The sequence below is a fragment of the Dethiosulfovibrio faecalis genome, from assembly GCF_021568795.1.
GTDB lineage: Bacteria > Synergistota > Synergistia > Synergistales > Dethiosulfovibrionaceae > Dethiosulfovibrio > Dethiosulfovibrio faecalis.
In genome coordinates, this window is the sequence record NZ_JAKGUE010000005.1 from 17,561 (window position 1) to 34,001 (window position 16,441).

Consider the following 16,441-nt stretch of genomic DNA (forward strand, 5'->3'; position numbering starts at 1 on the left):
CCTCTCCGTTTTTTCGATCGAAGATTGGGTTACTTCTTCTCCATCCATACCTCGGTGAGATCGGTGGTGTAGTCTCCCATAGCCGGAAGATAGACGTTCTCAATGTCGGCGCCGTGTACCAGGCTGGTGGTGTAGTGAAAGAGGAAGATCCACGGGGCGTCGTCCACTATCTGCTGCTCCGCCTTCTGGTAAAGCTCGACCCTCTTATCCCAGTTCGTCTCGGAACGGGCGGCCCTGAGCCACTCGTCGACCTGAGGATTGCTGTAGCGGGAGTAGTTACCCTTGGAGCCTATGTTCGAGGAATCGAGCAGTACGAAGAGGAAATTGTCCGGGTCGGGATAGTCGACGACCCAAGCCATCCTGAACATCTCGAACTCGCCTCTGGAACAGGCGTCCAGATGGGTTCCCCAGTCCTGAACCTTCAGGTTCAGTTTTATCCCCAGCTCCGACACCTGAGCCTGTATAGCCTCGGCGATGGATCTATGTCTGGGGTTGTTGTTATACATGAGGGTAAGCTCTATACCGTCGGGATATCCGGCTTCCTTGAGAAGCTGCTTGGCCTTCTCAGGGTTGTACTCGTAGCCCTTTATGTTCGGGTTGTAACCGGGCATTCCGGGAGGCAGTATTCCCTTGGCGGGGCCGTAACGTCCGTTGATGACCAGCTCGCTGATCCCCTCACGGTTGACGGCGTAGTTGAGAGCCTGACGAAGCTTTTTGTTGCTCTTGAAGGGCTCCTCGGCGTTGTTGAAACCGTAGTAGTAAGTTCCCATATGAGCCCTCTCCTGGAACTGACCGCTCTCGGAGTAAGAGCCCTTGATCTCCTCGTAGAACTCGTCTGGGACGTCCTGAAGGATATCGATGTTGCCCTTCTTGAACTCCAGATAGGCCACGCTGTTGTCGGGAATGACCCTGTAGACGATCTTGTCCAGATAGGGAAGGCTGTTGCCTTCGGCATCCTTCTTCCAATAATCGGGGTTTCTGACCAGGACGACCTCGTTATCGTGATCCCACTTCTCCAGCATGAAGGGACCGGACCCTACGAGGTGGAAGTTGAAGTCCTTGCCCCACTTCTCGGCGTCCTCCTTGGGGACGACGGTGAATGAGTTATAGGCAAGTATGGACAGGAAGGGAGCGAAGGAATAGTCGAGAGTAAAACGAAGGGTATAGTCGTCCACGGCCTCTATGCCGACCCACTCGTCCGCCTTGCCATCGGTGAAATCCTGATAGCCCTTTATCTGCTCGACGAAATAAGCCCTGGGGGAGTTCTCCTTCACGAGGCGCTCGAGGGAATACTTGAAGTCCTGAGCTGTGACCTCCCTCCCGCCGTTGGCGGTGGGCTGTCCCTCGCAGGTCTTGTGGAACTTGACTCCCTTGCGGAGGTGGAAGGTCCACACCGTGGCGTCGTCGTTGACGTCCCAGCTTTCCGCTATCTCCGGAAGGACTCCCTCTCCGTCGGGATGGTACCCTACGAGCCCCTGACAGATCATGTTGAGGGCACGGCTGGACGTAGTATCGGTTGAAAAAGCCGGATCCATCTTGGGAGGATCGTTGACCAGACGCCATACCAGAGTCCCGCCGTAGACGGGCTCCTCCGCCGCCAGGGAAACCCCGGAAAGACAGAAAGCCAGAGCTACACCGAGAGCCAACAAAGCACATATTTTCTTCATTCGCCAAAACACCTCCTGATATGATAGCCTCTATACTTAGACATATTACGAAACGGCTGAGGCTCAACCGTTCATTTTCATAATACCACCTCTGTCAATATATTGCTAAAAATAAATACACCCAATCTCATGACAGAGCCCGACAAGGAAAGTATAATAAGTCGGTATACGGCTTGGGCCGTGGAAATCAGTTCGAGGAGGATTTTCTATGCAAAGCTTAACCGATCTACTGGTAAACAACCCCTTCATACAGGGCCTGGTGTTGGGCCTGGCCGTAGCCGCCATCGCCTGGCTGCAGGGGATAGTGAAAAACGGGAAACTCAACAAGGAAGTCAACAAACTCAAGGACGGTCTAAACGCCCAGATATCCACCTCGGCTCAGAACAACGCCCAGTACATCAGGGAAAACGAGGAGATGAAGAAGAAGCTGGCCAACATGGAGATGACCCTGGCCACTCTCTCCCAAAAGCCGAAGAGAGCTGAGCTCAAGACTCTCTACGTCTACGACAAAGCGGTCCACCTGATGTACGCCAGGACCCCGGGATTCGCCACCGCATGGGAGAGCGTGATAAAGGAGGCCGAACAGGAGGTCGCCAAGGCGGAATCGGGAATCATACCTCTGATGAAAAAAGTCTTCCATCCGTCTCTATCGGCCAAGACCGAAAGCGACGAGACCGTGACGGAGACCGACACGGAACGAAGCGAAGAGGTGCAGTAGACGAGGAGGGGATCGGTTCCCCTCCTTTTTTGGAATCAGGAGGTGCTGCTATGAGAAAGGGAGCTATCTGTTTCATCGTCGCCATCTCGTGGGCGATACTGGGCACAACCTGCACCTTTCAGCCGAAAGCGGAGGCGATCGTCCTCCCCTGGAACAAGGAGCACGCCGACGCACTGAGGGTCTTCCAGTTTCTGAACTACATAGATTTCGGGCTATCCGAAGCTATACAGACCGAAGACGCCCTCGTACTGGCCAGACAATACGAGATACTGGCGGGAAATTTGGATCTAGCGGTCATCAAAGACGAACAGTTGATAGAGGTGATAGAAGCTCTAGGAGAGCTGGTCGACAGGACGGAGACGGACAGGCTCGACGAACAGGTCAGAGCCGTCTTCTCCGCCAAGACCAGGGAACGGATCTACGGGAACCTATCCGGATCCGAAGACATCCTGGACTCTATAAGACAACAGATACCCCGTCTAGGAGCCCCATGGTACGACTATCGCAAGAACCGGGACGAATACGCTGCCATACTGCGTGGAAAGATAAAGCTTACGGAGGGGCAGCTCAGAAAACTGACGGAGCTGCGAAAGGAGATGCTCAGGGTCTCTTGGGAACTCTTCGGAAAGTACCAGATAGGCGAGGAAGAGAGGATCATGGAGAAGGAGATAGACCGATTCGTCGCGGTGATAGACGAGTACGATCCAGATCTCATGGCAAGACAGCTCAGAAGACTCCTCAAAGACCAGCCAGCCTTCGAAGCCTTCCCCCCCTTCTGGTTCTACTCGGGAATGGCAGAGATAGAGGCAGGAAGAGTCCACGACAACTACGGACTGAACTGCTTCAACCGATATCACCAGACATACAGGGACCTATTCAAAAAGGACCCGCTTCTGGCCATGACGGCGGTCGAGAGACTTTACCTCCTTCATGCCGGAGAGAGGGTCCAGCGGCTTAAAAACCTGGAGCTTGTGAGAGCTAACTGCTCGTCCACCGACTGGCAGTTCTATCTCTTCGCCTCCATCCTGGAGGGCGAGATGGGGATGATACCCCAGGCTCGAGAGGACCTCTACAGAAACATCGACAACGGAAGACAGGTCTCCCTTTGCAGCGCCGTTCTCGGAAGGATCCTTATGGACAGCAAGGACATAAGGGGTTTCTCCGATGTAATGGCGGATTTCATCGATGACGACAGAGTCCTTCCAGGAGACATACTCATGCTGGCCTCCTACTGCGACCTGAAAGGATGTCGGGAATGGCTGGACGGCGAGATGTTTAAATTAAACCTGTCCATAGCGAGAAGCGACGAAAGCTGCATCAGGATGGAGATACCGTCGGGATGGCTATCCTTCCCCTGCTCTATGGACGTAGACGTCTCGTGGTCGAGGGACGAGAGGGGATGGAATACGTCACTTTCGCCTACCGCCATAGCGGTCCTGCCGGAGGGAACTGTCGACGATAAAAACCGTCTCGTCGAGACATACAGCACCCCTAACGGACCGGAACTTCCAGAAAAACTGTATGCCCATATAAACCACCGGCTCTTCGAGGTCTCCTCCGAGTGGAAGCTGATCCCTCCGGACGAGGGGATCGGCAGAGACGTAAGGTTGGCCTTGGGGAAGGCATTCCCCTTCTATAGACCGGAGATCGGCCGTTACGAGCTGGTCTATTACCGTATCGGAGACAGATCCATAAGAAAAGAGCCGGTGGAGCGGGAACATCCCTCCGAAGAGGAAACCACCGCTCCATCCGCTACCCCGTCGGACGACACGATATCGGAGGACTCTCTGCCGAATAGACCGGGAGATGCAATATCGGAGGACATCGCATCTCCCGATAAAATCCTCGAAGAGAAGGTCACGAACATATCGGAGGACCTTTAGGCTCCCTCTAATAACTCACGTCCGAGTTTTCTCGGAAAGGTCCCACATGTCTCCGCCCTGTCTCGCACGGCACATCCCTTGGGGCGACATCCTGTCGCCCCATTCGTATTATTCCATTAGATCGCTTGCATAGTACGTAAGAGGGATCAGGTCGCTTCTATCCAGATATTTAAGATCAAACTTACGATTTAAGGCTGCAAAATGTCTCAGACCGCAGCCTAGCTTGTTGAGATAGGAGAAAACCCCAACGGCTCCGGTGGAAAAACTATCCGCTTCCTTTCCGTATATTGCCCTCAGGTCCGCCAGATCATGGAACACCTCGTTAACGGTGTTACCGAACTTTTTGAAAAGCTCCGGCGTATTGCCCGCTTTTATATCATCTCCAACTTTCTTTCCCGTCATGGCAGCTGCCATAGAGGCACGGCAGACACCGATGCCGCTTATAAATCCGTCTCCAAACGCGAGGGACTTGAAAAGCTGATCTTCACTGGCGAAACCACCGGCCATTACCATGGCAGGAAGGATCTTGCCCTGTTTTTCCAGTTTTGAACAGATATCCACGACAGCCTTTTCGAGCAGGATCGTCGGTAGAGACCATTCGTTCATCATCTTTGAAGGGCTGTAACCCGAACCGCCACCAGCACCGTCAAAGGTTATCATGTCCACTCTGTTTTCAATGGCCATGTCGATAACCCGTTCGATATCTGGAAGATCAAAGCCAGCCATCTTAAAGTAAACGTTCTTCATACCCATGGCACGAAGCTCGGAAATTCTCTTTGCCATGGACTCTTCGGTCCACATCGGGAGCCTGCCGTATGTGTAGAAATTAGGACAGCAGCCCTTTTCTCTAAGAGCCAGTATTTCAGGATCGAATGGGTCTGGCATGACGAGGTTCCCACTCTCTACTTTTCTCACAGCCTCGTCATAATCCTTAAGCCTGTTAACCGGCTGAGTCCCCTTTGCACCCTGTCCAAACTTAAACTCCAGGGCCTCAAAGCCGTATTTATCGAGAGCAATCTCGGGAACTCCCATAAGATGGTCGTCTACGTTACACTGAAGCACCATCTGACCGAAACCCCGGTGATATTTATAATAACTATCGTGAATTTCCTTGAGCATGGGAAACGAGGTGATCTTACCCTTCTCTATTTCAAGCCTGGAGTCCTTATTTCTAGCGTCTTCCCCTACCATACAGGTAACGCCTGACATGGCAGCTCCGGCAAAGTAATCTGCCCAGTTCATTTTAACCAGTGCGGGCAGGACGACAGGCAGCTCAAGCTTTATTTTATCGTCATAGCCATATTCGGAAGCCAAGTTAACCTTGAATATCTCAGCATCTCCGCAATCGAGATCCAGCCCTACCGCACCGAAAGCCCGACCATTTATATTAAAATGAGAAAAATCGACAGGGTAATCTTTTTCCGACGCTATTTGATTGGAACCTGTAGTCGTCGGATAGACAGACAGCTTTCCTAAAACCGCGGCCTGAGCGATCTCACAAGTTCCTGCACATTCCTCCGTACATAAAGAACACATTCCAGATTGAGGAGAGATAAAATTACTTCTGTTCCTCGCTGCCGTAAAACCGGAACTCAAACTAGGTGAAAAGGACATCACAATACCCCCTATAAAAACTCTCAACGATTACTTCCTGTAACTACGCCGTACTATCTCTCATAATACTGCAAAAAAACAAAACATTACTATCGGAAAGATCGTTTCGGCGGAGCCCGTTAGAGCCCGTCTCTCCGAGCTGCCGTCGTGTAATACAAATGGGGCGACATGACGTCGCCCCAAGCAACTCGGCTTTTGCCGTCATTTAGTCCCAGGAGAGCAACGGAGTCCCTCAACGAAACCATTTATCGTATAGGGTCCTCCGAGCCTCAACCACCACGGAGTCGACCACCTTCCTAAGAGCCTCCTCCCCTTTGGGAAACACCACCCCGTATCTCTCGGTGGTAACCATTCCCTCGAGAGCGATCAATCCGTCGTACTTATTAGCCGCAGAGATCACTATGGTGGCATCGGAGAGAGCACCGTCGACCTTCCCGGCCCTTAGGGCATCGACGGTCTCCTGAGGGCTATCCATAACCACCGTCTGGGCAGCCAGATCCCTCTTGGCCGTCTCATAGCCGGTGGAACCGGCCATCACCGCGATGGTCTTCCCCTCCAGATCGAGAGGGGTCTCGTAACCGTCACCCTCTCTGACCAAAAGCTTCTGTCCCGTGTAGAAATACCAGTCCGAGAAATCGCAGGCTCTGGCTCGACTCTGCCTTATGGTTATGCTGGCGATCGCCATATCGTAACGACTCCAGGGGTAACGGCTGTACCAGGCCAGGGCTATCAGACCGTCCCATGGAACCCTGACGAAGCGGACGTCCACCCCGATTTCCTCCGCTATCATCCTGCCCAGATCGACGTCGAAACCGACGAGATCGCCATCATCGACGAAGAAAAACGGCTCGTTCTCGAAATCGCCGACAGCCACAACCATCTCGCCCCGTTTTACTATATCGTCCAGTCTGTCTCCGGCCCAAGCGCAGGAGGCGGAGATAAAAACCGTCAACAAAACCGAGGATATAAACCGCACAAAGGCACCCGCTTTAAACGTATTGAACATCGCCGATATCCCTCCCTGCTACCATTTAAGCCCGGCCACGAAGATGACCAGTATACATATCGGAGCCACGAAACGGAGGATGAAAAGCCAGATCCTCTTTCCTCCGAACGGCCTGGTTCCTTCGTTGGTGATGCCTTCTTCCGCGACCGAGGGGACGACCCAACCGAGAAAAACGGAGATGAGGAACCCGACGATCGGCATTATCAGATTAGAGGCGAAAAAATCGGCTGCGTCCAGAAAGGAAAGCCCGAAAACGTTTATCCTCGCCGCCCCCTGGGATAGGGCGGATGGGATTCCGACCAAAGTTATAAGACATCCCAAAAAGATCGTCGCCCTCCGCCTCGCCCAGCCTAGACTGTCGATGAGATAGGACACAGCCACCTCGAGAAGGGACACCGACGAGGTCAGAGCCGCGAAGAAGAACAATACGAAGAAGGACGCCGACCAAAGCACTCCCCCGGGCATCTTGGAGAAGACCACCGGCAATGTTATGAAGGTCAGTCCGGCCCCGGCCCCTGGTTCCATTCCGAAGGCAAAGAGAGAGGGAAATATTATCAGACCGGCCATCAGGGAGATCAGAAAGGTGAGGAAGCAAATCTGGAGGCTGGACTTGGGGATGTCCGAATCCTCGGGAAGATAGCTGCCGTAGATTATCATGGCCCCGATACCGAGGGAGAGCGAGAAGAAAGCCTGTCCGAGAGCGGAAAGGAAGACCTCACCGGTGACCTTGCTGAAGTCGGGCTTTAGAAAAAAGGCGACCCCCTCCATGGCTCCCGGCAAGGTAACCGATCTCCCTATCAAAAGCAGCATCAGGACGAACAAGGCCGGCATACAGAAGGTACAGAGTCTCTCGATACCTCCGCTGACCCCTCGAAAAACGACGAACACGGTCGCCCCCATGAAGAGACATTGGAAAAAGACCATCTGAGTCCCGCTGGATATGAAATCCTGAAAGACCCTGGCGACCTCACCGGCACCGGTAACCTCCATAAGCCCGAAAAAGGACTTGAAGATATAGGCTATGGTCCATCCTCCTATGACACCGTAGTAGGATAATATGACGAAAGCCGCCACGACGCCTCCCCAACCGACCAGAGACCATCTCCGTCCGCCCAGCTTACCGAAGGATCCTACGGCGTTTAGCTTTCCCTTTTTGCCTATGACTATCTCCGCCATCATCAGGGAGATCCCGATCGAAAAGACGAGGACGAGATAGACCGCCACGAAAGCAGCGCCTCCCGATTGCCCCGCGATATAGGGAAACCTCCAGATACTTCCCAACCCTATGGCGGAACCTGCGGCTGCAAGAATGAAACCGATCTTACTGCTCCATTCGCCCCTGGACGATTCATCCTTCACGATAACGCCTCCTTATGATAGAAAGTTAGTCAGACTACTCACACAAGGAGTGTATCATAAGCCATAAAATAATAAAAAAGACTAAAAATAAATAATCTGCAGATTACTGCATCTTAGAACATTCCCCATGTCGAAAACAATCCACTAGGTGGTCGTTGACCAAGCCTGCCGACTGGATCAAGGAATAGATTATGACGGGACCGACGAAGCGGAATCCCCTTTTCTTCATATCCCTGGAGATCCTCCTGGACAGATCCGTCTCTGCCGGGACCTGTGAGATAGAGTTCCATCGATTCTCTATAGGCCTTCCGTCGACGAAACCCCATAGATACTCGGAGAAGCTCCCCTCCCTTTCCTGCAAAGCCAGAAAAACCCTGGCGTTTTCCACGACCGATCGGACCTTGAGCCTGTTTCTTATTATCCCTCGCTCCGTCAGGATCTCGTCTATCCGTCGCTGGCCGTAACGGGCCACCGCCCCAGGATCAAACCGATCGAAAACCCTTCGGTACGCCTCCCTTTTCTTGAGAACCGTTATCCAGCTGAGACCAGCCTGAGCCCCCTCGAGACACAAAAGCTCGAAAAGCGCCCTGTCATCCCTCAGAGGCACACCCCATTCTCTGTCGTGATAATCGACGTAGAGGGGATCTTCCCCGCACCATGGGCACCGAAAGATATCTTTCACGAAAATCGTCCTCCCGACTAAAATCCAATCCTGAAATAAAAGCTACTCTAAGCCCTTGGGTAAATAAGAGCAACAACCGTCACATGGACGACCTCTCTGCGGGATGCTCCAGCAAAATGGGGGATCCTATCCCATCAAGAGGAAAAGAAAGCCCTTACGATTTAGACATTTAAACTATATACGGCAATTGTGAAAACAGACCATGAAGCGTATAATCCATACGCTTCATTTACGTTTCTTCATAGGGCATGCTTCACCGAAGCATCCCCACGTTTTCAGGCAAATCTCCTTCAGCCGAGGTGTAATGATTGTCCATTAAATTAAGATCTTTTTTATCGTCGTTGGCTGCATCGATCTGTGTCCTTTGTCTTTTCGGTCTGATCGAGACCTCCGAGGGAACGATCATATACGTCAAGGCCGGTTCGTCGGGAGACGGATCCTCCTGGGGCGCCGCCAGCTCCGACCTGACCGCAATCCTGGACGGCGCCGTAAGCGGAGACGAGGTGTGGGTGGCAGCCGGGACCTATCGGCCCGATGCTGCGTCTCGAGACGTATACTTTACGCTCAAGGACGGAGTCGGCCTCTACGGCGGCTTCGCAGGCACGGAAACGGACCTCAGCCAGAGGGACCCGGCGACGAATGAGACGATTCTGAACGGCGGGGATCTCAGCTACCACGTCGTCTACTCCGGTCCGGGCGTGACAGCCTCGGCGATCCTGGACGGCTTCACCGTCACCGGCGGCAAAGCCAACGATCCGACCGTCGACAACCAGGACGTCGGCGGCGGGATGTTCAACGTCGACTCCAGCCCCACCGTCTCCAACTGCACCTTCCGCGACAACAACGGGAGAAACAACGGCGGCGCCATGTTCAACTACAGGGCAAGCCCGACGGTGACGAACTGCACCTTCTCGGGAAACCTGGCCTCCAACTACCACGGCGGTGCGATGTACAATTTGCAGGGCTCCCCGACGGTGAGGGGCTGCACCTTCTCGGACAACTGGACCAAGGAAAGGGGCGGAGCCATCTACAACGACGGGGAAAGCCCGACGGTGACGGACTGTACCTTTTCGGACAACAGAGCGCTCACTGAAAGCGGCGGGGCGCTGTACAGCAGCGGCGGCACGCCGTCTGTGACGGGCTGCACCTTCTCGGGTAACAGCGCCGCCGGCGACGGAGGCGGGATGTCCAACGCCAGCGGCGCCGCGACGGTGAGTGCCTGCACCTTCTCGGGCAACAGCGCTAGATGCGGAGGCGGGATATCCAACGCCAGCGGCACCGTGACGGTGAGTGCCTGCACCTTCTCGGGCAACAGCGCCTCCGTCTGCGGAGGCGGGATATCCAGCAACGGCGGCACCGATGAGGTGATGAACTGCACCTTTGCAGACAACAGCACTGTCGGCAACGGCGGCGGGCTATACGCCCTGGGGAGCGTCGCGACGGTGAAAAACTGCACCTTCTCGGGCAACGGCGCCCTGGTCGGCAGGGGGATGTGCCAATCTGGCGGCACCCTCACGGCGACCAACTCCGTCCTCTGGGGGCCGGACGCCACGGCGGGCCAGCTTTTCAGCGCCGGAAGCGCGGTCACGACCATCACCTACTCGGTGACGGATTGGGCCGACACTGGCAACGTCGAGGCCGATCCCAGGCTAGGTCCCCTGGCGGCCAACGGGGGGTCCACCAAGACCTGCGCCCTGTTGGCGGGAAGCTCGGCTCTTAACTCCGGTACCTCCATCGGTGCTCCTGCCACGGACCAACGTGGCGTAGCCAGGCCCCAGGGGCTCTCCTTCGACATGGGGGCCTACGAGGCGGAGCCGACTCCGGTCCCTCCTCCCGCTCCGACGCCGACGCCTACGCCGGAACCGACTCCGACCCCTACGCCGACTCCAGAGCCGGAGCCCGAACCTGTGCCGGAGCCCATACCGGTTCAACCCTCTTTGACGCCGATTCTGTCCTCTGACGTGATCCTGCCCAGGTCGGACCGGGTGACCGTGGCTGTTCCCATAATCGTCGAAATATCCGGCGACGCCACGGAGCAGGAAAGGACGGATCGGCTGATGGAGGCCCTGAGAAGGGCCCTGGTCCCGGAGCCCCTTATAGAGGATCTGGTTCCCCTTCTGGCCATAGACGATACGGGGCAGGTCTATATAAAAGGCGAAGCCATGGACGGGCTTTTGCCCCTATCCACCGATATGGAGATAAAGGAAGGGACCTCCGGTCTGTCTCTGCCCTTTTTCAGGGCCCTGATCCAGGCCAGGGCCCAGGACCAGGCTACGAACGAGCCGACAACGGCTGTGGTGTTCTTCCAGATCCCGGACTGCTTCAGGGGTAAGAGCTCCGACCTGCTACAGATAGTGAAGGTGCTCTCCTCCGATATGGTTCTGCCCTACTCCAGGGTCTACGATCTGTCGGATCTCACCGACGGATGCTTCGCCGTGTTGGATACCGAGGCGACCTCGGTGGGACCTGAGGTCAAAGGAGCTATTTCTGGGGACGATACTGTCTCGGACCGATGCGTCGTGGCCATGGCTCTCTCCGACGGTGGCAGCTTCGACCTGGACGGCAGGGAGGACGGCGGCGTGACCGACCCGGCCTTCATGATAGAGGGCGTAAGGAGAGAAAAGACCCCTTCCTCGGGAGGTGGCGGCTGTTCGGTGGGGCACATCGGCGGATGGGCTATCTTCATGGTCCTGCCTCTGCTTGTGTTCGTGAAGAAATAAAATCTGAGATCTTTTTTTGATCCATAGGATCCCGAAAAGCGATTGAGGAAGTATAATAAACCCTTCAACTGTGGCTATTTTCTGACTCTATGTCGATGGGGTGCGTAAGTATGTCCGTGATGCGAAAAAGTAGCTTCTTAGCGTTGTTTTTTCTCTCAATTATCTGGGCTCTATCATTTCCGTGGATCTCCGAGGGGACGGTCATCTACGTCAAACCGGGAGGGGGCGGAGACGGATCCTCCTGGGCCTCCGCCAGCTCGGACCTGACCGCGATCTTGGACAGTGCCGTAAGTGGAGACGAGATATGGGTGGCGGCTGGAACCTATCGGCCCCATACAGTGTCTCGAGACGTATACTTTACGCTCAAGGACGGAGTCGGCCTCTACGGAGGATTTGCAGGCACGGAATCTCTTCGCAGCCAGCGTGACCCGGTGGCAAACGTGACGATCCTGAGCGGAGGAAATCTGAGCTATCACGTAGTATACGCAGGGCCGGGTGTTAGCGCATCGACGGTTGTCGATGGCTTCACAGTCGCTTACGGTAAGGCTAACGGTTCTTCAGGGAGTTACCAGGGCGAGCGCGGAGGGATGTTTAACCAAAACTCCAGTCCTAAAGTAATTAATTGTATATTCAATAACAATGAGAGCAATACTGTCGGAGGGGGCATGTACAACCTTCAAGGGAACCCCACCGTGATTGGTTGTTCCTTTGGGCTAAACCAATCCATATTGAATCACGGTGGAGGCATGTGTAACATTATTGCCAATACGACCGTGACAAGCTGTACCTTCTACAATAACATCGCGGGACAAAACGGCGGTGGAATGTACAACGAAGGAGGAGAGGTCACGATAACAGACTCTTCTTTTTCCTCCAACGGAGCCAACCTCAGCGGAGGTGGAATGTTCAACCAAGGCACCATTTCCACTGTCATCAACAACTGCACTTTTTCGGGCAACTCCGCAGCAGGTGACGGAGGGGGTATCTTCAGCGTTTTTTCATCTTCAACGCTAAAAAACTGCACCTTTTCTGGAAACCACGCAAACAACGGCGGAGGGACATACGCCGCCGGTGGTTCTTTTACGATGACGAACTGCACCTTTTCGGCAAACACGGCTACCACCAACGGCCATGGAGCATGCAACAATAGTTCCACCTTTACTTTGACCAACTGTATCCTCTGGGGCTCAGGTACCACTGTAGGCCAGATAACCAACAGCGGAGGAACGCCGACCTTCGCCTACTCGGTGACGGACCAGGTTGGGACGGGCAACACGTCTGCCGATCCCAGGCTCGGGCCCCTGGCGGCCAACGGGGGGTCCACCAAGACCTGCGCCCTTCTGGCGGGAAGCTCGGCTCTTAACTCCGGTACCTCCATCGGTGCTCCTGCCACGGACCAACGTGGCGTAGCCAGGCCCCAGGGGCTCTCCTTCGACATGGGGGCCTACGAGGCGGAGCCGACTCCGGTCCCTCCTCCCGCTCCGACGCCTACGCCTACGCCGGAACCGACTCCGACCCCTACGCCGACTCCAGAGCCGGAGCCCGAACCTGTGCCGGAGCCCATACCGGTTCAGCCCTCTTTGACGCCGATTCTGTCCTCTGACATGATCCTGCCCAGGTCGAACCGGATCACCGTGGCGGTTCCCATAATCGTCGAAATATCCGGCGACGCCACGGAACAGGAAAAGACGGACCGACTGAGGGAGGCCCTGAGAAGGGCCCTAGTCCCGGAGCCCCTTATAGAGGACCTGGTTCCCCTTCTGGCCATAGACGGCACGGGACAGGTCTATATAAAAGGCGAAGCCATGGACGGGCTTCTTCCCCTATCCACCGACATGGAGATAAAGGAAGGTATCTCCGGTCTGTCTCTGCCCTTTTTCAGGACCCTGATCCAGGCCATGGCCCAGGACCAGGCTACGAACGAGCCGACAACGGCGGTGGTGTTCTTCCAGATCCCGGACTGCTTCAGGGGTAAAAGCTCCGATCTGTTACAGATAGTTAAGGTGCTCTCCTCCGATATGGTTCTGCCCTACTCCAGGGTCTACGATCTGTCGGATCTCACCGACGGTTGCTTCGCGGTTCTGGATACCGAGGCGACCTCGGCGGGCCCTGAGGTCAGGGGAGCTATTTCTGGGGACGATACTGTCTCGGACCGTCGCGTCGTGGCCATGGCCCTCTCCGACGGTGGCAGCTTCGACCTGGACGGCAGGGAGGACAGCGGCGTGACCGACCCGGCCTTCATGATAGAGGGGGTAAGGAAGGAAAAGACCCCTTCCTTGGGAGGTGGCGGCTGTTCGGTGGGGCACATCGGCGGATTGGATATCTTCATGGTCCTGCCTCTGCTTGTGTTCGTGAAAAAATAACCCCATAAAAAGCTTTCTTTGGTCCTTAAGCCCCACTGGAATATAAAGTCGAATAAGTATAATATATTTGTTAACTACGACTATTTATCGACTCTAATTCTATGGGGTGCATAAGATGTTCGTGACTCAAAAAAAGGGATTGTTATCGTTGTGCGTTCTCTCTCTCCTTTTGGTCCTCTCAGTTCCGTGGATCTCCGAGGGAGCGGTCCTCTACGTCAAACCGGGAGGGGTTGGAGACGGATCCTCCTGGGCCTCCGCCAGCTCGGATCTGACCGCGATCTTGGACTGTGCCGTAAATGGAGACGAGGTATGGGTGGCGGCTGGGACCTATCGGCCCCATACAGTGTCTCGAGACGTATACTTTACACTCAAGGACGGAGTCGGCCTCTATGGTGGATTTGTGGGCACGGAATCTCTTCGCAGCCAGCGTGACCCGGCGGCAAACGTGACGATCCTGAGCGGAGGAAATCTGAGCTATCACGTAGTATACGCAGGGGCCGGAGTCACGACCTCAGCGGTGCTGGACGGCTTCACCGTCACAGGTGGAAACGCCAATGATAGTTCATCAGTTCAGGTCTATGGCGGGGGGATGTGCAACAACGAAGCCTCACCGACTGTGATCGGCTGTACCTTTTCGGGCAACAACGCCAGCAACGGCGGGGGGATTTACAACTACAGATGCTCCCCTAGGATAATAAACTGCGCCTTCTCTGACAACAACGCCAGCGGCGGTGGTGGGATGTACAACTATAACAGCATCACTACCGTGATCAACTGCACCTTTTCGGGCAATCACACCAACATCCACGGCATTGGTGGAGGAATGTATAACCTCGGAGGTTCCCCGACTGTGACGGACTGCACTTTTTGGGCCAATACCTCCTACTTAGGAGGCGGAATGTACAACTACAGCAGCAACGCTAATGTGACAAACTGCGCCTTCTCCGGCAACACCACCACCAACTATGGTGGCGGAATATACAATTACAACAACAACACTACTGTGACCAACTGCACCTTCTCGGACAACAGTGCCGCCCACTATGGTGGGGGGATGTATAACAATACCGGCTTTCCAAGGATAACCAACTGCACTTTTTCGGCAAACACCGCCACCGACGGCGGCGATGGGATGCATAACTACAACAGCGACGTTACAGTGATGAACTGTATCCTCTGGGGATCGAACACCACGGTTGGCCAGACCACCAACGACGTAGGGACCACCACAATAACATACTCTGTAGTGGACACTACCCTCTTCGGCAACCCCACTAATATTTCGGCCGATCCCAGGCTCGGGCCCCTGGCGGCCAACGGGGGGGCCACCAAGACCTGCGCCCTGCTGGCGGGAAGCTCGGCTCTTAACTCCGGTACCTCCATCGGTGCTCCTGCCGCGGACCAACGTGGCGTAGCCAGGCCCCAGGGGCTCTCCTTCGACATGGGGGCCTACGAGGCGGAGCCGACTCCGGTCCCTCCTCCCGCTCCGACGCCTACGCCTACGCCGGAACCGACTCCGACCCCTACGCCGACTCCAGAGCCGGAACCCGAACCTGTGCCGGAGCCCATACCGGTTCAACCCTCTTTGACGCCGATTCTGTCCTCGGACGTGATCCTGCCCAGGTCGGACCGGATCACCGTGGCGGTTCCCATAATCGTCGAAATATCCGGCGACGCCACGGAACAGGAAAAGACGGACCGACTGAGGGAGGCCCTGAGAAGGGCCCTGGTCCCGGAGCCCCTTATAGAGGATCTGGTTCCCCTTCTGGCCATAGACGATACGGGGCAGGTCTATATAAAAGGCGAAGCCATGGAGGGGCTTCTGCCCCTATCCACCGACATGGAGATAAGGGAAGGGACCTCCGGTCTGTCTCTGCCCTTTTTCAGGGCCCTGATCCAGGCCAGGGCCCAGGACCAGGCTACGAACGAGCCGACAACGGCTGTGGTGTTCTTCCAGATCCCGGACTGCTTCAGGGGGAAGAGCTCCGACCTGCTACAGATAGTTAAGGTGCTCTCCTCCGATAAGGTTCTGCCCTACTCCAGGGTCTACGAACTTTCCGACCTCACCGGCGGGAGCTTCGCCGTGCTGGAGACCGAGGGCACACCAGCGGATCCCACGGTCAAGGGCGCTCTTTCAAGGGACAACCTGGTCTCCGATTGCTGTATCGTGGCCATGGCCCTGTCCGACGGGGGCAGCTTCGATCTGGACGGCAGGGACAACGGCGGCGTGACCGACCCGGCCTTCATGATAGAGGGCGTAAGGAGGGAAAAGACCCCTTCCTCGGGAGGTGGCGGATGTTCGGTGGGACACTTCAACGGCTTCGCCCTCGCTCTGATTCTGCCGCTTCTGCTGATGGTCGGACGATACAGATAAAGGAGGCTCCCTAGGAAGCCTCCTTTTCTTCTATACGACCTTGTAAAAGAACTCC

Annotated in this window: 10 protein-coding genes; 5 read left to right on the plus strand and 5 right to left on the minus strand. The window is 55.4% G+C overall.

What is annotated here, in order from left to right:
* Positions 1-29 precede the first annotated feature (29 nt).
* The gene (locus L2W58_RS05565; protein WP_236102257.1) at positions 30-1,667 is read right to left on the minus strand and encodes an ABC transporter substrate-binding protein; all 1,638 of its coding nucleotides are present in this window, start codon (positions 1,665-1,667) and stop codon (positions 30-32) included.
* 208 nt (positions 1,668-1,875) lie between these two features.
* Between L2W58_RS05565 and L2W58_RS05570 the strand changes: the two genes are divergently transcribed.
* Together L2W58_RS05570 and L2W58_RS05575 are read left to right on the plus strand one after the other, a co-directional pair.
* A complete protein-coding gene (locus L2W58_RS05570; protein ID WP_236102259.1) occupies positions 1,876-2,385 on the plus strand; it encodes a hypothetical protein in 510 nt (169 codons plus the stop codon).
* Between the two features lie 50 nt (positions 2,386-2,435).
* The gene (locus L2W58_RS05575; RefSeq protein WP_236102261.1) at positions 2,436-4,268 is read left to right on the plus strand and encodes a hypothetical protein; all 1,833 of its coding nucleotides are present in this window, start codon (positions 2,436-2,438) and stop codon (positions 4,266-4,268) included.
* A gap of 108 nt (positions 4,269-4,376) precedes the next feature.
* Here L2W58_RS05575 and L2W58_RS05580 read toward each other — a convergent pair whose 3' ends face one another.
* From L2W58_RS05580 to L2W58_RS05595, 4 genes are all read right to left on the minus strand, one after another.
* Positions 4,377-5,909: a glutamate synthase-related protein gene (locus tag L2W58_RS05580; RefSeq protein WP_236102263.1), complete on the minus strand. Its 1,533-nt coding sequence runs from the start codon at positions 5,907-5,909 to the stop codon at positions 4,377-4,379.
* 205 nt (positions 5,910-6,114) lie between these two features.
* A complete protein-coding gene (locus L2W58_RS05585; protein WP_236102265.1) occupies positions 6,115-6,888 on the minus strand; it encodes an ABC transporter substrate-binding protein in 774 nt (257 codons plus the stop codon).
* An 18-nt stretch (positions 6,889-6,906) separates the two neighbouring features.
* The gene (locus L2W58_RS05590; RefSeq protein WP_236102267.1) at positions 6,907-8,247 is read right to left on the minus strand and encodes a sodium-dependent transporter; all 1,341 of its coding nucleotides are present in this window, start codon (positions 8,245-8,247) and stop codon (positions 6,907-6,909) included.
* A 103-nt stretch (positions 8,248-8,350) separates the two neighbouring features.
* Positions 8,351-8,929 carry a DNA-3-methyladenine glycosylase I gene (locus tag L2W58_RS05595; RefSeq protein ID WP_236102269.1) on the minus strand — a complete coding sequence of 193 codons (579 nt, stop codon included), beginning with the start codon at positions 8,927-8,929 and terminating at the stop codon, positions 8,351-8,353.
* Between the two features lie 308 nt (positions 8,930-9,237).
* Between L2W58_RS05595 and L2W58_RS05600 the strand changes: the two genes are divergently transcribed.
* From L2W58_RS05600 to L2W58_RS05610, 3 genes are all read left to right on the plus strand, one after another.
* Complete coding sequence (locus L2W58_RS05600; protein WP_236102271.1) at positions 9,238-11,649, plus strand: right-handed parallel beta-helix repeat-containing protein; 2,412 nt, start codon at positions 9,238-9,240, stop codon at positions 11,647-11,649.
* 110 nt (positions 11,650-11,759) lie between these two features.
* Complete coding sequence (locus L2W58_RS05605) at positions 11,760-14,012, plus strand: right-handed parallel beta-helix repeat-containing protein (protein ID WP_236102273.1); 2,253 nt, start codon at positions 11,760-11,762, stop codon at positions 14,010-14,012.
* A 148-nt stretch (positions 14,013-14,160) separates the two neighbouring features.
* Positions 14,161-16,386, plus strand: coding sequence for a right-handed parallel beta-helix repeat-containing protein (locus L2W58_RS05610; protein ID WP_236102274.1), 2,226 nt, complete (start codon positions 14,161-14,163; stop codon positions 16,384-16,386).
* The last annotated feature ends 55 nt before the right edge of the window (positions 16,387-16,441 follow it).